We start from the raw sequence: 17,902 nt of genomic DNA on the forward strand, positions 1-17,902 counted from the left end.
CGGCACGTGGCGGTGGCCGGTCAGCGGACGGCGAGGGGCACACCAGCCGCGCGGGCGAGCCTGCGGAGCCGCCCGACGGACACACCGGCGAGGCGAGAAATGATCACTCCGGGCAGCATCTGGTGCCGCACCCACGCCGGCGCCATGCCGCAGACTTTTTCCAGGGTGTCGGCAGCCTGGTCCCATCGGCGGCACTCCACGTGCGTCAAGGCGACGTCGAGACCGTACCGGGCCCGAGTGGCGAGGGGCACCGTGTCGTCCAGCCGGACCGTGTCCATGAGTCGCAGCGCACCGCCGGTGTCGCCGAGGGCGACGGCGATGCTCATGGCCTGCGTGCCGGCGTACAGAGGCCCGAAGGGCTGGGCATGCCGGCCACGGGCATGTTCCACCCCGAGGCGGGCGCCGACCGCGTGGGCCTGGGAGAGGTACTCCCGTGCGGTGTCCGGCGAGGAGCCACCGCGGGATGCGGCCACAGCCGCGTTCGTGACGAGCTGCCCGTACACCGACAACCGGTCCGGGTCGTGCTCGGACATCTTGGGCTCGATCCGGTCGGCCTGAGCCGCGGCGAGGGCGAAACCCTGTGCGGTCCGCCCGTCGCGGAGATTCACCCACGCCGTGGTGGCGGCCAGATGGGCATCTCGCAGGTCGTCACCGGCCTGCACGGCGATCTGCCGGCCGTAGGTGAGCGCCGCGTAGGCCAGGTCCCGTGACCCCCACACGTTCGCGGCCATCCCGGCGGTCTGGAAGACATCGGCCAGGACACCGGCCGCGGCCTCCCGCTCGCCGGCGTCCGCCAAGTCGTACCTGGCACGAGCTTCAGGAAGCAAAGCCCCAAGCAACGAGCCGAGTTCGGTGTAGCGCCCCGCCCAGTAGGCAGCGTCAGCGCGCCGGACGACAGCACGGAGTTCTTCAACTGTGCCCGGCTCGGTGTCGGTGGGGATGCCGATGGCGGCATCGTGTGTGGCGGCGGACAGCGCCCGCAATGCCGCCCGCTCGTCGCGGTCCATGGAGCGACGGGGTGCCTGCTGGCCGAGGAGCACGGCGATGTCGGTGCCGAGGGCGGAGGCGATGGACAGAAGCGACGGCAGGGAAGCGGTGCCGCCCCGCTCCAACTTCCTTACGACGCCCACGGAGACGTTGGCGGCTTCCGCCAACTGCTCCTGCGTCATGCCACCGCGCAGCGTCTTGAGCCGTTCAGCGGTGCTGTACTCGGACCATTGCATGCCAGCAGCTCCTCCCCGTTCGGCCAGGCACGGACCGTACCCACTGCTTTACGACCAGCAACAGTCATAGGCACGAGGGCAGTGGCGAGTTGGCTGGAAGTCACCGCTGGACGGAAAGCGTGGCGCTCACACCGAGCAGCTCTTCCAGTTCAGCCACCGTGGACGCTTCGTCCGTCGCGAGGACGGTGGTGATGCCCAGGGCTTTTGCCGGTGGGAGGTTCCGAGGGTGGTCGTCAACGAACACGCATGCCTGTCCAGGAAGCCCGAGGCGTTCCAGCGTCAGCTCGTAGATGGCAGGGTCGGGCTTCGCCATGCCGACCTGCTCGGAGATGACGTGTATGTCAAAGAGGTCCCAAACGTCGGCGTGCTCATACGGGTTGAAGGGGTCCAAGCCGAAGCTGTTCGACAAGAGAGCGAGGCGGTATCCCGCGTCCTTGGCGGTACGCGCGAGCGCGGCCATACGCCGGGCCGCGGGAACCGCGGACCAGGCCCGACCCATCAGGTTCTCCGGTGCGACATGGTCACCGAGAAGGGCCGCAGTGCGCTTGTTCCACTCCTCCTGGTCGATCTCACCGACCTCCAGCGCCGCGTACAACCGTCGGCCCTCAGGGTCATCGTTGAGCGTGGCACGCCACGCTTCCGGGCGAAGCCCTTCAGACTCGCACCAGGCTCGGTGCATGGACCGCGGGTCAGCGGTCAACACCCCGGCGAAGTCGAGGATGAGCCCCTGCTTGGCTGGCTGATCCGTGGCACCCATGGGTTGCGGCATGCTGGTTGCTTCCTCTCCCTTGCCCTTATGAAAAGCTACCGCGCACGGACGGGTGAGTCGCCGACAAGCCTGGCGCTTCGGCATGCGTATGGGTGGCAACTGGTGCCTGTCGAGACCGAGTTCGCGCCCATCCTGGGGGAGCCCGTCCGATGCCCGCGGGGCTGACCTCGGGCTTCTCCACCTCCCCCTGGAGCCCTTCTCCAGACGCCAGCCGGGCGACGATCTTGCCGGCACCGCCACGGTCGTCCTCGTATGCTCCGATGCCGAACGGCGTGACGGGGACATCGTCGTCACCAGCGCTGTACTGCACTGCCTGCCAGTACGCGACCCGAGGCACGGCGTTTGCGGTCCGCTTTCGGAACCTGGATGTCCCGGAATGATGGGCTGCCCGTCCTCGATCAGGCAGCGCAGGTGGCCCGGCAGTACGGGCTGAGCCACCAGCTGCGCAGCGTCGAGGGCATCCGGAAAGGCCGGTAGGGATGAGCCAGGGAGTGCCAGTGCCGCAGCGCGAGCAGCGCCAGATCACCGACGAGCAGTTCCACGACGCGACGTTGATCTGGAACTACCACCAGATGGGCCATGAACAGCGGCCCTGCTCGGCGGCGATCGGCCTGGGCAGCCACGATCTCGGAGTGGCGACCACGGCCGCCGATCTCTACCGCGCCGGCCTGTTTCCGGTCCTGGTTTTCAGCGGCGGCAACAGCCCCACGACCCGTGCCCGCTTCCCACGGGGCGAAGCCGTCCACTACCGCGAGCACGCGCTGAACCTGGGTGTGCCGGACGAGGCGATCCTGGTCGAGCCGAAGGCCGCGAACACCGGGCAGAACATCACCTTCTCGCGGGAGCTGCTGGCCGAGGCCGGCGTCGCGGTCGAGTCGCTGCTGCTGATCTCCAAGCCGTACATGGAGCGGCGCTCGTACGCCACCTGCCGCAAGCTCTGGCCCGAGGTGGAGGTCGTGTGCGCTTCCGAGCCGCTGGAGCTGGACGACTACATCGAGTCCATCGGTGACGAGAAGCTGGTCGTGGACATGCTCGTAGGCGATCTGCAACGGGTGATCGAGTACCCGAAGCTCGGCTTCACCGTCGAGCAGGAGGTACCGGGGGATGTGCATGACGCCTACGAACGCCTCCTCGGCGCCGGCTTCGACAGCCGCCTCATCAGCACTTGAACTGGAGACACGGCCCGGCTCAGCAGTTCGGGCCGTAGCGGACACATCCGGGTGGCGGAGCGTGTCTGTAGTCCCAGTCGTGCTGTGCGGCCATCAGTGTTCCGCCTGCCAGGAGGGCGACCAGCAGGTTCGTGATCACGGTCCATCGGGCGCGGGAGACCGCCGCGAGAACCGCCAGGACGAGCACGGTGATCTGTAGTGTCCGTAGTCGCCACATGTACGCGAGAGCGGCCGCGTCGATGTGCGTTTGCTCGCCTTGTGCTGCCCATACGTCGAGGCCGTAGCCGTATACCGCGTCCAGCGCGAGCCACCCGGCCTCCAGCAGGAACAACGGGATGGCGAAGGCGAGGTCCACGCCCAGGCGGGTCCGGTGCGACCAGGGGCGTCGCCGTCTCTGGGCTGGGATGTCGGTCATGGATGCACGGTGCCGCGAGTGGTGTCGGCACGCATGAGTACCTGTACTCAACCGCGAGCGCCGCGGCCAGCTCCCCGTCTGCTGCCCGAGAGCGCTCGCGAAGGCGTTGCCTGTGGTCCCGGTCCTGGGCTGGTCCGCCGCGCAGCGGCCTTCACCCCTTGCATCACCATGGGCTTGAGGTAATGGGTCTGCAGCTAGGGTCGGCCCAGCCGGGTTCCCGGCCGGCCCTGTGCGTGCTGTGCCGCTGGGTTGGCCGGGCGTCCCGCCGTGTGGCGGCCTGTGACCGCGTGGCTGGTGTCGGCGGGCAGGTCGGCGGTGCGGCGTAGACGCCATACCAGCACGTCGCTTACGGACTGCGCCGTGTTGAGTTCCCGTCGTCCTGCGGCGGTGGTCAGGAGAGCGGCGGGGTCGTGGCCGGCGGCCTCGGCGTCGGTGATGGTGGCGGCGAGCGCGTACCAGCCGGGCTCGCTGAGGATCTGCTCGGCCAGCTCCGGCACGGCTTTGCGCAGCATGGCCGTCTGCCGCTGGAGGAGCGGTCGGCCCAGGCGCCGGCCGCGCTGGTAGAGCGCGCCGAGGGGTTGGGCGGCGGCGGCCTGGTATGCGGCGCGCAGGTGCTCGGCCGCCTGGCGGGCGGCGGCTGCCTGTTGGGCGTGGCCCTTCTTCGCGTGCCAGTGGGTGGCGGCGGTGACGAGGAAGAACAGCATGTCGATCACCATGGCGGTGGTCGCTCCGTCCTTCCCGCGGCCGAGGGCCGGGCCGCTGCGGACGAGGTCGCGGGCGGCTTGCCGTAGTGCCTGGTCATGCCCGTGCTGCGAGCGGATGTGGGAGCGTGTGGCGCGCTCGAACGCGAAGGCGGCCTCCCGCAGTTCGCGTCGGGTGTGGGCGGCTGACGTGGCTGCGAGCGCGTCCAGGACCTCGCCCGCGGCAGCGATGTGCGCGGCCACCGTCGCCTCTTCGTCGTGATCGATGACCAGGATCGTCTGCCATGCCGCAGCGGCTGCTCGGCGCCGTGCTGCCGCCGGGCCACTGAGCGTCGTGTTCGTGGCCGGCTCCGTCGGCTTGTCGCTGTGCTGGTCCGTGGTGTGGCCGGGCCAGCGTTTGCGGATGCGGGGCAGGGACAGATCGGGGGCCAGTCGCGAGCCGGAGTAGAACACGGGCTCGCCGTTTTTGTTGTGGTCGAAGGGCAGGGCGACCTTGTAGCCGAGGAGATCGCCCGATGGCGCGATGTGCTTGTGGACGATCAGGCCGGCGGCGGCCAGCCGGTCGAAGAACTCCTCCTCGCCGACGGTGCCGGCCACCGCCCGCCGTACGGTCTCGCGCAGTTCCTCCCGGACGGTGCGCTGGCGGCCCTGCCGGTCGGCCTTGTGACGTTCGGCGCTGGTGGGCCGCTGGGCGGCGGTGCCGTCGCCCTTGTTGAGGCGGCGCAGGCCAAGCTCCATCTCCAGGGTGCGGGCCTGGGCCTGGACGCGGGCGGCGTCGTGGCCGAGGTCGGGCTTGTAGCCGTCCTCGCGGACGAGGGTGGCGACGATGTGGATGTGGTCGTCGGCATGCCGGACGGCCACCCATCGGCAGCCCGCGTCCTGGTCGGGGTCGTCAATGCCAGCGGCGGCGACCATCCGGCGGGCCACCTCGCCCCACTCCTCGTCGGTCAGGAGCCGGTCCTCGGCGGCGTTGCGGACGGACAGGTGCCACACGTGCTTTCGAGGCCGCTCGGCCTGGTCGAGGTTGTCGACGGGCTGGTCCAGGAGCTGCTGGAGCTGCTTGAGGGTGGCGGAGAGGTCGCGGCCGGGGTCGAGTGCGTTGTGGTCCCAGGAGGCGACCAGGTGCGGGTCGTCGTGCTCTTCGTGCTTGCCGGGACCGTACAGGTAGGCCAGGAGGCCGATGGTGCGCTGCCCGCGCTTCTGTATCCGGGGGATCATCTGGTTTCCGAGACGGGTGCTGGGGCTGGTGGGGACGAGGCGTCGTCCGAATGCCCGGTCAGTGCTGCTCCAGCAGCCGGTCGGTGGCTGCCTGTACGCGGCTCACGGCACGCTGCACCGCCGCGACGACCGCGTCGAGTTCGGCTGGGTGAGCACCGGTGTTGAGGGCGCGGGCGATCTGGTTGAGGTTGTTGCCGACCTGCCCGAGGTGCCGGCGCGCGGCGAACAGTTCGGTGACCAGCTCACGGTGGCCGGCGATGGCGGCGGCGGTGTTGTCGAGGTCCTGGGCGGCGGCGAGGCCGCTGCGGGCGAGGAAGGCGGGCAGGCTCGTACGGGTCGCGCGAGCGGCGGCGGAGAGCTGGGTCTTCTCGTCGTCGTTCAGGCGGACGCTGCATACGTAGTTGCGCTTGTGCGCGGTCGGTTTCGGCGAGCGCTTGCGCGAGGTCTTCTTCGTGGCGCGGGGCGTGCGCGGTGACGGCTTCTCCTCCGGCTGCGATCCGTCCTCGGTCGCTGCCTGGCGGACCTGCGCCTCCTGGTGCTGGTCCGCTGCCGCCACCCCCGGGGCGGGCTCCGGCCAGGACGCCTTCCCCGGCGGGGAAGAGTGTCTTGGCCGATAACTTGCTCCGCCTGGGGCCAGGGTGGTGGCGTCCCGGCGGGGGCTTGGGGGCGATTCGTGGTTTGCCTGGTGCACGGAAGTCTCTCTCGGCCAGCTGAGGCATGGCCTGCGGTGTGGTGTTGTGTGACTCGTGGGGAGGGAGGGCCCGGACGGCTCTCAGGTGGGGGTGGGGCTGTTCTCGGACCGAGCCGAGAGTGGGGACCGGTCCCCACTTCTTCTGGGCGCTGACGTTCGGGGACCGAGCATGGGTCATCGGCGGATGCCGGTCCCGAAATTGCGGGGACCGGCGGTCTCGGTCCCCGCATCCGATGAGCCCGTTGGGGACCGGTCCCCGGGTTCGGTCCCGATCCCCGGTCCCCTGGGATCGGTCCCCGGTCCCCATCCCCGGTCCCCGATTCCCGGTCCCCGGACTTCATCCCGACGCTGACGCCGGTCCCCGTCCAGGGGCCGTCGGTCCCCGTCGCGCTCCACTTTCCACGCGTCCATAGGCCGCGTGACCTGCTGCTTCGCCGGGACCGGTCCCCGGGTCCCGTGAGTGCGCTGAGGGCCGGCCCCGGTCCCCGTTCGAACTTCGGTCCCCGGTCCCCAGGTCCGGTCCCCGAGTCGGGCCTCGGTCCCCGACGGGTTGTCGCTGCGTTGGTTTCCGGATAGTCCCCGCACGTTGGGGACCGGTCCCCGGTCCCCGTGCTCGGTCCCCGCTCTCGGTCCCGGTCCCCGTGCTCGGTCCCCGCCTCCTCGGCCCCCGCCCTGATCCGGGTCCCCGGAACTGGTCGTCTGCCCCCGCGTTCGGTCCCGGCACCACTCCGGTCCCCGGATGAAGGCCCCTCGGAGGTCCGCCCCTGTGGTCGGCGGACTGCTGCCGGTTCAGGTGGGGCGGTGGCGGCGTCGGTCGGGGCCGTCGAGGATGACGCGTTCGGTCATCTCGGCGAGGCGGGAGGCGACGCGGTCGCCGAGGGTGGTGCGGAGTTCGGCGGTGGGGAGGTTGGTGGTGATGAGGGTGGGGAGCATGTGCTCGTACCGGTGGTTGATGAGCCGGTAGGTCAGCTCCTCGGTCCATTCGCTGGTCCTGGCCGCGCCGAGGTCGTCCAGGAGCAGCAGCGGGCTGCGTGCCAGGGTCTGCAGGTCGCGTTCGGTGTCGTGGCCGGCGCGGGGGCGCAGGCGGGCGTGGAGGTCGGCGGTGGTGGTGGCTTCCCAGCGCAGGCGGACCCCGCGGGTGAGGAGGGTGCGGATGGCACCGTATGCCTGGTGGGTCTTGCCGGTGCCGGTGGGACCGGCGATCAGCAGCGACGGGCCTTCCGCGATACCGGGTCCGCCGGGGCCGGGGCGGCCGGCTCGGGCGATCTCGTCGGCCCAGGCGGTGATCTGCGGGTGACCGGCCAGGGCGCGGCGGTAGCGGGCGGGGATACGGGCGTCGGCCAGTTCCAGGGCGGTGACCGGCTCGGCCGGGGACTCCCCGGCAGCCGCTGCGGCGGGGTCGATGCCACGCCTGGCCAGGATGCCGTTGAGGCGGGCGGCGATGGGCCCGACCTGCTGGGGTTCGCGGGTGAGGGTGGCGGTCAGAGCTGGTCTCCATAGGCGGCGGCGACATCGGCGGGGTTCGTCCACGACCTGTGGACAACCTGCCTGGCGGGGGTGGCGTTCATGGCCTCGTGCACGAGGCTCGGCAGGGTGCGGGGGTGCAGGCCCTTGGCGCGGTGCAGCGCGAGGCCGGCCTGGACGTGTGCGGGGTCGATCCCCTCGTTGAGCAGCTTGCGTACCTCGCGACCGAGATGGTCCAGGACGTCCTTGGGCGGACGGTGTGCGCAAGCGGCGGTGTACTCGGCGATGAGGTGCTTGGCCGAGACGGTGTCGGGCGCGGGGGCGCTTGCGCCCCCCGAAGGGGTACTTCCTAGATCCATGTTCCTAGGTCCTAGATCCGGACCTTGAGGACTCACTGACTGCTCCGTGAGCGGGTCGTGCGCCTTCACGGAGGGCTCCGTGAAACCGTTCTGACCTGCGCTTTTGCTGTCGTCTCCGCGATTCATGGCCGTCTCCTGCTGTTGGCGGGAGTCCTCACGGAGGGTTCCGTGAGGCGGCGGTGCGGCCTCGGTGAGGCAGGCTCGTGTGGCGCCGTCGACGGTGTCGTGGTGGGGGCATGCGGGGAGCCGGCTCTTGCTGGGCCGGTTGATCTTCTGGTGCTGGTGCCAGGTGACGACGTGCAGGTAACGCTTGTCGTCCGGGCCGGTGTAGCGGCAGATGAGGCCGGCGTCGGCGAGCTGGGCGAGGTCCTTCTCGACGTCGGCGGGGGTGTGTTCGGGGCGCAGGACCCACAGCTGTCCGGCGATGATCGCGGCGTGGTCGCGGTGACGGCCCTGGTCGTCGGCCTGGGTGAGCAGGCCGAAGAAGGTGCGCTCGGCGGTCAGGGAGACGGCGGCCAGGGACTCGGAGACGAAGGCTTCGGGCTTGATGGTGCGGATTCGTGCCGAGAGCGGGGCGGTCCTCACTCGGTGGCCAGGGGGCGGGCACCCATGGCTCACCGTCGACGGGGCGGTGGGGGCGTCAGGTGTGGGGGAGTTACCGACTGGCTGCCGCGCGGCTCGCTGAGCCGCTCGCGGATTTTCCGGGGCTGTCGTCAACATAGCCACACCCAGTGCGGACAAGTCCAGCCCCAAACGGCCAGATCTCTGACGGCAGAAAGGCGGTCGGAAATCAGGTCGGAGGGGGAGGTGGGAAAACGGTAGGGCACGATCGGCCGCTGACCAAATAGTTGCCCAGGAACCCGAGCCAGAAGGATCACATCGGCAAACCGTTGACGTCTGCGGGCGGCGAAGCTACAACACAACACCCCACGTCAGACGGGCTGTCGGCGGTGCTCGACGCGCGGGCTGACGACGGGGGCGTAGCCCCGCGTGCCGTGTGCGCGGGGCGCAACATAGCCGACGATCGCCGGTTAACCAAACCGGCGAGTGCACGCTACAACGGAGCCATGGCAGCACGTTCACTGGAAATCGGCCCAGCCGGAATAAGGGCCGCCCGAAACATCGAAATTCTCCGCACCGAGCGCGGCCTCCCGCAGCGGGAGCTTGCCGCTCGTGTCACCGCTCTCGGCCGGCCGATGTCCAACACGATGCTGTCCCGCATCGAACGCGCCCAGCGCCGCTGCGACATCGACGATCTCGCCGCGATAGCCGAAGCCCTGCACGTCTCCCCACTTGCTCTGCTGCAGGACTCAATCAGCGCCTGAGGCCACCTCGCAGCAAGGACGACCGAGCACCTCCCCCGTAAGGACACACCCTCTTGCCTCCCCTCCCGATCCCTTCTGCCCTCACGGGCCTTCCACACCGAACAGAGGGCGAAGCTGCCCTGCCCCGCCTCTACCGTCCCGAAGAGATCGCCGAGACGCTCGGCTGCTCGGCTTGGTGGGTCAAGGACCGGGCGCATCGGCGCTTGATACCGCACACACGAGTCGGCCGCGCCTACCGCTTCACCGCCGAACACCTTGCCGAAATCATCCGGATGCACGAGGAGCCAACTCCCCTGCGACCCGACCGGCCATCAACGCAGACCCCTCCGTCCAGCCGGGTCGGTAGGCCGGCGCCTGCCACTTCACGGGCAGGGCTCACCACCTCGCCCGCCCCACGTCTTCGGGCCCGACCACCCCGCAGGTCCCAGTACGGCACTGCCGTCTGACAACACCCGGTACACCACAGACAGGAGGTAACCCGAGGCGTGGGCTACACCGAGAAGCGCGGCAGCTACTGGCGCGGCAGATACAAGATCAGCAAGGGCGAGTACGGCACGGTCGCCGACCCGACGGGCACGGTGATCAAGTTCGTGACCAAGAGGGAAGCCAAACAGGCCGCGGATGAGGAAGAGGCCAAGATCCGACGCGGCACCTGGCGAGACCCGTCGGCCGGCCAGGAGACATTCGGGGAGTACGCCAACCGCTGGTACGAGGCCCAGGACCTGGCGGCTTCGACCATGCAGAACTACCGGCGTCACATCGAGGAACATCTGCTCCCCGTATTCGCCGACAAGGCCCTCGCCGGCATCCTCCGCTCGGACGTGGACACCTGGGAGAAACAGGAGAAGACCGCGTACGCGGCGTCCAGCGTCAAGACCTGGCGCTCGACGCTCCACCTTATCCTGGAAGACGCCGTGGACGAGGGCCTCATCGCCTCCAACCCCGCCGCAAAGCGGCGCGGGCGTGGCAAACGCGCCGGCCGCTCGCGCGACCGTGGCCCCGAAAAGGTCATCACCGATCCGCTGGGCCTGCTGCTCATCGCAGAGCGGGCGGCGCTGCTGTCCGGCCGTGACGACGAGTTCGTCGCCGTCGTCCTCAAGGGCTACACGGGGATGCGGTGGGGCGAGATCGTCGGATTGGAGACCCAGTACGCCCGGCCTGGAGCCATACGCGTGGAGCACCAGTTGTACGAGCTGGACTCGGGCGAGCTGGTCCGCTGCCCGCCCAAGGACGACAGCTACCGCACCATCGACGCGATGGACTGGCTGTCGGCCCTGGTCGCCGACCACATCGCCCGTACGAAGCCCACACCGTGTCCGTGCCACGGCAAGCGGTACGTCTTTCGGGGGCAAGGCACTGCCCGTACCGGAGGGCACCAGGGTGCCAAGCTCGTCGATGTCGCCCGCCGCTCGGGAGTCTCCACCGGCACTGTCTCCAACGTCCTGAACCACCCGGAGCGCGTCCGGGAAGACACCCGTACACGAGTGGAACTCGCCATCGCGGAGCTGAACTTCGTGCGCGGAGGCGCACCGACAGAGAATGCCGCGCACTGGCGTCGCAACGGCTTCGCCACGTGGCTGTTCACGCCGGCCACCTCCGGCTGGTACCCGAAGAAGGCGCCCCAGGAGGCCCGTCCCGTGCCGCTGCTCGGTGCCCCGTGGCCAGGTGTGCCGGTCCGTGGCCGCAACGCCCAGGTCCGTGCCGACTCCTGCTGGACCCCGATCGCCAGGGGCCTCACCCCCCACGGTCTGCGCCACTCCCACCGCACCCACATGGAGGACCTCGGAACGGAGAAGGTCCTCATGGACGAGCGCATGGGCCACATCGACGGCTCAGTGTCGGCGCGCTACGCCCACGTCACCCCCGGCATGCGCCGCCGCCTCATGGCCGGCCTGACCGAGCAGTGGGAGGCGTCGCTCGACGCCCGAAAGGTGCTGTCTCCGATGTCGCCGGTAGCGATTCTGGACCGGCTGCTCCGAGGACGGGACTAGGCGGCGGTTCCTTGGGAGTCACCGTCAAGCGATGGTGCGGCCCGCTACGACCAGAGCAACGCCATCCACCTTGCCGGACGGGAGCTGCTGGCGGTGGTGTACGCATTCCGAAGACGACTGGCGTGGACGGGGATGCGCGCGGGCAGGGCGAGGCCGACCGGCGCGTTGGTGGCCCGGCCAACATCGGCGACCGGGCAACGGAACCCGTTAATTCTCAGTAGTGCGCGGGCCTGCCTCAAGCATCCGGATATGACGCCACACGTGCGTGTGAGCGCGCTGTGCTGCCCGCACCCATGAAGGAACCGAGTGCCAGTCGACGGCCACCTCGCGCTCGCCCCAAGCCACCTGCATGATCCTGCGTTCACCGGCGAAGCCCTCGACGAGATCGCGGCGCAGGAAGAGTAGGTGGCCGCGCCATGGCTTGTCCACGCGGAAGACTGCGGAGGCCCGTCGACCATCCAGGCCAACGAGGTCCACACTGCCGGGAAGTTGTCGCAGGCCGCACCTGGCAGCGAACTCGAACGACGGCACGTCGTAGCTTCCGTCGAGCCCGATCTCCGAGGTGCTGTCGGAGGCGAACTCCACGGCAACCTGATCGATCCTGATGCCGTCATCCTGCCAGTCTCGACGCAGCGTGCGATGCGGAAACGCGTGTGGGGCATCGTCGTCGAAGGTCAGCTCGAACCGGGGGCTCCACGGCATCTCAGCGGCCAGTACGTTGCGGACCGTCGGCAGCGGAGGGATGAAGTGGTTTCCCAGATACTGACGCTCGCTGGCTAGCCGTTGGGCAGGTTCCGCGTCTTCTGACTCCAGCAGGAGGGTGCGGAAGAAGCCGAACACACTCCGCCCTTCGTGGCGGTGGTTTAGATATCCTTCGGCCAGGAGCCAGCCGTCCTTTACTCCGTGGATCTCCTCAGGTGACCATAGATATTCCGGGACGGCTACCGTCCCCGAGGTGAGCCAAGTCCGGTCGTCGGTCGGTTCCACGGGTGCCCACAGGGGGAGGGGCATGGGGAGCACCGGGGGCCTGTCGGGGAAGGTCGGGTCGATGTCGGGCATCAAGCGTTCTGCGTCCCCGAAGGGGGCCGGTGCGCGGCCGACATCCACGAGGCGTCCAACCATTTCGTGGTAGGCGATCCAGCCGTACTTCTTGCCGTACCGCTCCACCTTCCTCTTGGAGTTATAAGGCCGCTCGGCGTTCGCGGCAATGCACTGGTCAACGCTGCCGAGTTCCTTGTCGCGCCAGCCTAGTTGCCAGACGCGGGCCATGACCTCGGCGCGGGCCCTGCGGTAGTCGGGGTGGGCGAAGTCGTAATTGTCCCTGCCGTTGATGGCGGCCCCGATGATGTAGTTCTCGAAGTCCGTGCCGAAGGTGCGGGTGCACTCCTCGGCGTTGGGGTCGTCGTCCTCCATCACCTCGGCGGGCGCCACAGCAGCGAACCTTGGCGCGAAGGCGTCGACCCCCTCCGGAACAGCGGCAGGGTGGAGGACGCCGGCGAATTCGTAGGTGGCACGTACGTGGCCGCGCAGTTGCTCGTGTGAGGTGGGTTTGGTCCCACCGTCGAGGAAGCGGTCGCGTAGTTGCACTAGCCAGTTCCGCAGTGTGTCTTCGAGCGGCCCGCCGGGATCGGGCATCTGGTGGGCGCTGACGGCGCCGAACGCTGCGGCGACGAGCCGTTCGATGACGTAGGGGTCATCGACATCAAGCATCCGGGTGGCGAGGTCGAACAGCCGCTTGGGCTCGGGCCGGCCGTAGCGCTGTAGGGCTTTCGTCGCCAGGTCCCGCATGCTCGTGTCCGTGGAAGTCAGCAGCCAGGCGATGGCCAGCGCGTCCAGGTCGTCACTCTCAGTGCGATTGCTGCTTCCGGACCACCTTTGGATCGCTCGTTCTAGGTCTGTCGTCAGCCGCCCTGGAGCTTGGACTCGAGCCCATTCGGTCCAGCGCAGGTCACGTTCGGGAAGTGGCAGTTGGCGCAGGACGCGGTCGAGGAATACGGCATTCAGTCGGTGCGGGGCGGACCTGCGGATCTCCCAGAGACGGCCGAACGCTGGTCGGCCCTTCCTCTTACTGGGATGCGCGGTAACGAGCGCGGTTGCGAGCGCATCGACGGTCTCATCGTCGAGGAAGTCCGACTCGGTGGTGAGTTCCTGGGCGAGCACCACCGAACGGTGCTCATCCGGGGCGACGCGCCACAGGTGGTGTCGGGCGAAGCGGCGCGGCAGCAGTGAGATGAGACCGATGAGGATGTCCTCGCCGAGGGGGTGCGCTTGGTCGCCTAGGAGGGACTGCCAGAAAGCTGCCTCCGCGAGCTGCTCGTTGACGTCCGCGGGGGGAATGCGCACCAGAATCGCGTCGGCGATCAAGTACCCAGCGAGGCGATCAAAAACGAAACCGCACTCCGTGTCGTCGGAACCTCTGATCTCTTCACGGAAGATCACTCCCTCCTCTGCGAGGCGCCGGAACAGGCTTTCGTCCCAGTTCATCTGGTCAGCGTCGAGGATTCTTCGTGCTTCGTCGAACGGAAGCCGACGGACGCTGTGCGTCCACAGGTGTCTCGCCAGAGCCGTGAGGCGGCGCTGGATCTGGTCCGCCGGCACAGGGATGCGGGCAGGATCTTGGGCCAGCCGCTCGACCACGCCCTTCCGGTACAGCTCGAAGACGCCGATGAGGGACTGAGGCAGCGCCTCCACGCCCACCGGCACTCGGCGGGAGTGGTTCGCGGCCTCGCAGTACATGCGGACGAACAGCGGGTTGTGGAACTCCTCCATCGGTAGCCAGGCGTCGGCCGGGTTGATCAGGTAATGATGGAAGTACACGCGGAGGATGTCGTTGACCTCCGCGCGCTGCCACTCCAGCTCCAGGAGCACTGTGTCCTGCGGGAGGGCTTGGTCGGTGAGCGACTCACGGAGGGTGACGATCACCGCCACATGAGGGTAGGTGCCCAGGGCCGGTGCCAATCCGGCGAGCAGTGTCCTCCACTGTGAGGGTCGCTCGGCCTCGTTCAGGCCGTCGATGATCAACGGAATCCGGTAGCCGGCGCGGTTACCAGCTGAGTTGAGCGCTTCCAGGAGGTCCTCGAAGTAGTCGACCTTCAGTCCGGGGATCCGTCGCGCGAGGTCGTCGAGCGTCCCACGGGCAGGCAGGTTCGCGCCCTGGATGAAGACTCCTGCCGTGGGCTGGTCGATCGGCGAGGTGATCTGCGCGGCGAGGTGCGTCTTGCCCTGTCCCGCGGCGGCGATGACGGCGAGCAGGGGGGCTTCGGTGTCCGCCCGTGTGTCTTGCAGCCACTGGACGATGTCGCGGATTTCCGCTCCGAGACCGGTAACCAGCAGGGCCTCGGGCAGGCGACGCTTTCTCAGTTTGAGCACCAGGCGTCGCAATGCTTGGGGAGAAGTTGCGGGCGGCCGCTGGTCGGCGAGGCGCTCGCGAACCTCCCAGGGCCGGAGACTCTTCCCGGCGTCAAGGACCTCCCGCAGGTCGTCGACGAACCGGTCCAGGTCGTCGGCAATCCCTACGGCGTCTTGGCGGAAGGTGTTGTCGAGGCCGTCGACGGCTGCGCGCAGTGCCTGGATCCGGGCAGCGATGTCGTCGGTGCGCTGCTGCAACCACTCAAACGACGCCGGGCGCAGCAAGGCTCGATCGATGCGATGCTCTACGTGGTGGGAGGTGTGTAGCCGTGGCGTCCACCGTGCCTCGATGGGTGCAACAGATCGCTTGTGGGCTTGTGCCAGTACGTCTGCAGTGAGAGCGAGCTCACCGAAGAAGGTGGAGCGGAGCTCGTCGTGTCCCGCGAGCTGGGCGTCGTAGTTCTCGGTGGACCAGAGTTTGACGCTGACCCCCTGCCGACCGAGTCCGTTGATCCATTCCTCGTCGCCCTTGGCGGGCCGCTCTGGGAGACAGAGCACGAAGTCGGTCAGCCCGTCGACGTGCGCGATCGCCTTGGAGAGCGACTCCTCGATCTGCTTGCGCTGGCCTGCGCTGAGCTCATTCTTGCTGTTGAGGATGAACCACTTGCACGACCAACCCCAGACGCGGCCGGGGTCGCCCAGAGCACCGGGATGGTCGACGTGCAGGTAGAACTCGACGCCGGGCTGGTTACGGCGCTCCCGCATCGTGCCCAGCGCGCCGTAGCGGCGGGACACGATGGCCCGCGTGAGCGCTTCGAAATTCTGGTCGGCTGCGCCGGGCAGGCGTTCCAGATCAGTCAGATCCACCGTCGCTCCGATTGCTCGCATCCGGCCGGGTGATCGCGTCCTCGTCCCATTCGTGGCGAGAGAAGATCTCGACTTTTGCGCCGTAGTGAAGAAGCACCTTCAGGAAGCCCTGAACGTCCGACTCGTCGGTCCAGATCCGGACTGTCTCCGCTGTGCGGGTGACGGTGTGGTCGAGTGCGAAGACGTCGACGTCGTACCTTCCCATGTCGTACAGCTTCATCTCGGCCAGTGCTTGGCCGAGTTCACGAGGCATGCGCTCGTCGGGGCTCCGCCAGTCGTCGTTCGACCACGCGTCCTCGGCGAGGGTCTGCAGCGCCTCCATGCGCTCCTCTGCTGCCTTCGCGCCGGTAACCGTCTGGAATCGGCCGATCAGAACCAGGTCCATTGAGTGCTCCGAGCCGTAGCCGTTCCAGATCCTCATCGTGCCTCCCTCAACGCCTGCACGGCTTCCATGATGGAACTTCCGACTGACAATCCCGTGGGCGCGTAGGCGTGGGGGCGCAGGAATCCGGTCGCGTCGACGTGCATGTGCGCGTCGAGGGGGCGCTCGCCTGGGACGGCCTCCGCCGTGGGCAGCGCAGCTTCGAGGCCAGTACGGGAGATCGCGAGCCGAACCCCGGCCCTGGCGGTCGCGGCCCATTCGACGAGGCGCTGAGCGTCGGCCTCGCCTATACCGGGAGTCGCCGCAGTTGGCTGCTCCGGCAGAAGCAGAAGTTCGGACGCTCCGATCTTGTCGGCGAACTCGGCGAGGTCATCTAGTTCGCCGACCGTGTCGGCATTGATGACGGCGTTGATGCCGAACGGAGCGAGGGAGCCGAGCAACCCGGCCGCCTGGACCACGACCGCGAACGGTCGGCCGCGGAGCCGCTCGTAGGTGGCTCCGACCCCGTCGACTGACAAGCGGACGAAGTGCACGGCCCCGCGCAGGGATTCGACGAGTTCGGGTGTGAGCCGGTGCCCATGGGTCGTGAAGGTCACCGCCATAGACGTGGACCGGGCTATGTCCGAACACAGCTGGGCAAACCCTCGGTACGCGGTCGGTTCCCCTCCTCCGAAGCCGACCCCGAGGCACCCGGCAGCATCGAGTTCGACCGCCCACGCGACTACACGCTCCCTGTCGAGCGTGGCGGCGTGCTTGGGCGCATAGCAGTAGGCGCAGCGGAGTTCGCAGGCGTTGGTCAGCGCGACGGACAGGTACCGCGGAGCACGGGAGAACTGCTCAGCTGAAACGGGCACCTCGTCGAGCAGCACGTTCATCCCCGAGACACGGTCGAACAGGTGAACACCAGCTGCGGACAGGCGAATCTTGCACGTCACCGACAGCATGATGCCACTGCTGCCGGTGATGCCGGGAGGGGCCGGTAAGGTCGTTGGTGCAGTGCCCGCAGTGGAGCGTCGGTAGCGATGCAACTGACCGTGGCACTATGAGGCGCCGCGGCGACGACCAGCGTCAAGGTGGAACGGCTATAGGAGTGACGGCTGGGGCCCCGATGCGGTCGCTCCCCGGGACCGTGCCCTGCGTACTCAGCCTTACAGGTCGAACAGGCTCTCCTGGAAGTTCTCGACGACATCCCGTCGCGGGTAGAAGAGACCCAGCAGCATGAACGTCTTGGGATGGGCCGCGATGTTGCCGACGAAGAAGTGGACGGCACGGTCGGGGGTGAACATCGAGTCGTACCAGCGTTCCCGCAGTTTATCGTGCACGGTTCGTTCGCCGTATTTCTGCAGGAACTTGCGGTACGACGCTCCGGCCTCCCAGTCCTTCAGTGCCATGTCGTGTGTGGGACAGTCGTCGTCCGCACAGCGGAAGCGGTAGCGGAAGTCCAAGGGCACCCACTCAAGGGGGGCCATGTCCTGCTCGAAAAGGTCGAGTTGGTCGGCCAGCGCGGCTTTCGACTCGGGCCAGGGATCGGCTGCCGTCAGACGGAAGGCGACCTCGGTGGGCCGGAAGACGCCGAGCGAGGTTCCGTTCGCTTCCTGGTCTATCTTGATCGCGCACAGGGAGGGTGCGACGAGCGGCTCTACGTACTTGTAACGCTGCTGCCAGTCGCCGTCGGCTGGCACTTCGCCCACAATCTTGAGGGTGTCGAGGTCCGGCCGAAGGCTCTCGGGCCGTGAGTCACGCTTGCCGTGCGGCTCTACGTCGACCTCGATGATCGAATACTTGGAGAATTGAGCCTCCTCGGCAAGGAGCCGGAACGGCACCGGAAAGAGCCGCACGTGCTGCGGTGCCCCTTGGTCCAGTCGTATGCCCGCCACGCAACTGGTCTCGCGGTACTTGTTGGACAACTCGGGATAGGTCTTGACCGTGATCATGATGCGTGCGCGCTGTCGATTCCCCGACCCCATACTGCCCCCTCCA

The 17,902-nt window shown here is 68.4% G+C and carries 15 protein-coding genes; 4 read left to right on the forward strand and 11 right to left on the reverse strand.

What is annotated here, in order from left to right; genetic code table 11:
• Positions 1 to 20: 20 nt before the first annotated feature.
• Both ABZY13_RS14990 and ABZY13_RS14995 read right to left on the reverse strand, forming a co-directional pair.
• Complete coding sequence (locus ABZY13_RS14990) at positions 21 to 1,223, reverse strand: helix-turn-helix transcriptional regulator (RefSeq protein WP_356630595.1); 1,203 nt, start codon at positions 1,221 to 1,223, stop codon at positions 21 to 23.
• 100 nt (positions 1,224 to 1,323) lie between these two features.
• Positions 1,324 to 1,992, reverse strand: coding sequence for an HAD-IA family hydrolase (locus ABZY13_RS14995; protein ID WP_356630597.1), 669 nt, complete (start codon positions 1,990 to 1,992; stop codon positions 1,324 to 1,326).
• Positions 1,993 to 2,471: 479 nt separating this feature from the next.
• Between ABZY13_RS14995 and ABZY13_RS15000 the strand changes: the two genes are divergently transcribed.
• On the forward strand, positions 2,472 to 3,161 hold the full coding sequence (locus ABZY13_RS15000) for a YdcF family protein (protein WP_356630599.1): 690 nt from the start codon (positions 2,472 to 2,474) through the stop codon (positions 3,159 to 3,161).
• Positions 3,162 to 3,180: 19 nt separating this feature from the next.
• Here the strand turns inward: ABZY13_RS15000 and ABZY13_RS15005 are convergent, their stop codons facing one another.
• The 5 genes from ABZY13_RS15005 to ABZY13_RS15025 form a co-directional block, all read right to left on the reverse strand.
• Complete coding sequence (locus ABZY13_RS15005) at positions 3,181 to 3,576, reverse strand: DUF6234 family protein (RefSeq protein WP_356630601.1); 396 nt, start codon at positions 3,574 to 3,576, stop codon at positions 3,181 to 3,183.
• Between the two features lie 194 nt (positions 3,577 to 3,770).
• Complete coding sequence (locus tag ABZY13_RS15010; protein ID WP_356630602.1) at positions 3,771 to 5,495, reverse strand: mobilization protein; 1,725 nt, start codon at positions 5,493 to 5,495, stop codon at positions 3,771 to 3,773.
• 58 nt (positions 5,496 to 5,553) lie between these two features.
• Positions 5,554 to 6,051, reverse strand: coding sequence for a plasmid mobilization relaxosome protein MobC (mobC, locus tag ABZY13_RS15015; RefSeq protein ID WP_356630604.1), 498 nt, complete (start codon positions 6,049 to 6,051; stop codon positions 5,554 to 5,556).
• A gap of 924 nt (positions 6,052 to 6,975) precedes the next feature.
• A complete protein-coding gene (locus tag ABZY13_RS15020; protein ID WP_356630719.1) occupies positions 6,976 to 7,671 on the reverse strand; it encodes an ATP-binding protein in 696 nt (231 codons plus the stop codon).
• A complete protein-coding gene (locus ABZY13_RS15025) occupies positions 7,668 to 8,594 on the reverse strand; it encodes a hypothetical protein (RefSeq protein ID WP_356630606.1) in 927 nt (308 codons plus the stop codon). Before ABZY13_RS15025 ends, ABZY13_RS15020 begins: the two co-directional genes overlap by 4 nt.
• Positions 8,595 to 9,076: 482 nt before the next feature.
• Between ABZY13_RS15025 and ABZY13_RS15030 the strand changes: the two genes are divergently transcribed.
• The 3 genes from ABZY13_RS15030 (at position 9,077) to ABZY13_RS15040 (ending at position 11,325) form a co-directional block, all read left to right on the forward strand.
• Positions 9,077 to 9,334, forward strand: coding sequence for a helix-turn-helix transcriptional regulator (locus ABZY13_RS15030; protein WP_356630608.1), 258 nt, complete (start codon positions 9,077 to 9,079; stop codon positions 9,332 to 9,334).
• Positions 9,335 to 9,453: 119 nt separating this feature from the next.
• Positions 9,454 to 9,780: a helix-turn-helix domain-containing protein gene (locus ABZY13_RS15035; RefSeq protein ID WP_356630721.1), complete on the forward strand. Its 327-nt coding sequence runs from the start codon at positions 9,454 to 9,456 to the stop codon at positions 9,778 to 9,780.
• Positions 9,781 to 9,819: 39 nt separating this feature from the next.
• A complete protein-coding gene (locus ABZY13_RS15040) occupies positions 9,820 to 11,325 on the forward strand; it encodes a LacI family DNA-binding transcriptional regulator (RefSeq protein WP_356630610.1) in 1,506 nt (501 codons plus the stop codon).
• A gap of 207 nt (positions 11,326 to 11,532) precedes the next feature.
• Here ABZY13_RS15040 and ABZY13_RS15045 read toward each other — a convergent pair whose 3' ends face one another.
• The 4 genes from ABZY13_RS15045 to ABZY13_RS15060 all read right to left on the reverse strand — a co-directional run bounded on the left by ABZY13_RS15045 (position 11,533) and on the right by ABZY13_RS15060 (position 17,856).
• The gene (locus ABZY13_RS15045; RefSeq protein WP_356630612.1) at positions 11,533 to 15,540 is read right to left on the reverse strand and encodes an ATP-binding protein; all 4,008 of its coding nucleotides are present in this window, start codon (positions 15,538 to 15,540) and stop codon (positions 11,533 to 11,535) included.
• On the reverse strand, positions 15,527 to 15,961 hold the full coding sequence (locus tag ABZY13_RS15050) for a DUF6375 family protein (RefSeq protein ID WP_356630614.1): 435 nt from the start codon (positions 15,959 to 15,961) through the stop codon (positions 15,527 to 15,529). Before ABZY13_RS15050 ends, ABZY13_RS15045 begins: the two co-directional genes overlap by 14 nt.
• Positions 15,958 to 16,866, reverse strand: a complete 909-nt coding sequence (locus ABZY13_RS15055) for a radical SAM protein (RefSeq protein WP_356630616.1) — start codon at positions 16,864 to 16,866, stop codon at positions 15,958 to 15,960. The genes ABZY13_RS15050 and ABZY13_RS15055 overlap by 4 nt, the downstream gene beginning before the upstream one ends.
• Before the next feature lie 204 nt (positions 16,867 to 17,070).
• Positions 17,071 to 17,856: a hypothetical protein gene (locus ABZY13_RS15060; protein WP_356630618.1), complete on the reverse strand. Its 786-nt coding sequence runs from the start codon at positions 17,854 to 17,856 to the stop codon at positions 17,071 to 17,073.
• Positions 17,857 to 17,902 lie beyond the last annotated feature (46 nt).

Source organism: Streptomyces sp. NPDC006610, from assembly GCF_040611575.1.
Lineage (GTDB): Bacteria > Actinomycetota > Actinomycetes > Streptomycetales > Streptomycetaceae > Streptomyces.

Coding starts and splice junctions, on each gene's coding strand:
- ABZY13_RS15050 (WP_356630614.1), bottom strand. CDS start 15,961: ATGAGGATCTGGAACGGCTACGGCTCGGAGCACTCAATGGACCTGGTT.
- ABZY13_RS15030 (WP_356630608.1), top strand. CDS start 9,077: ATGGCAGCACGTTCACTGGAAATCGGCCCAGCCGGAATAAGGGCCGCC.
- ABZY13_RS15055 (WP_356630616.1), bottom strand. CDS start 16,866: ATGCTGTCGGTGACGTGCAAGATTCGCCTGTCCGCAGCTGGTGTTCAC.
- ABZY13_RS15010 (WP_356630602.1), bottom strand. CDS start 5,495: ATGATCCCCCGGATACAGAAGCGCGGGCAGCGCACCATCGGCCTCCTG.
- ABZY13_RS15005 (WP_356630601.1), bottom strand. CDS start 3,576: ATGACCGACATCCCAGCCCAGAGACGGCGACGCCCCTGGTCGCACCGG.
- ABZY13_RS15000 (WP_356630599.1), top strand. CDS start 2,472: ATGAGCCAGGGAGTGCCAGTGCCGCAGCGCGAGCAGCGCCAGATCACC.
- ABZY13_RS14995 (WP_356630597.1), bottom strand. CDS start 1,992: ATGCCGCAACCCATGGGTGCCACGGATCAGCCAGCCAAGCAGGGGCTC.
- ABZY13_RS14990 (WP_356630595.1), bottom strand. CDS start 1,223: ATGCAATGGTCCGAGTACAGCACCGCTGAACGGCTCAAGACGCTGCGC.
- ABZY13_RS15060 (WP_356630618.1), bottom strand. CDS start 17,856: ATGATCACGGTCAAGACCTATCCCGAGTTGTCCAACAAGTACCGCGAG.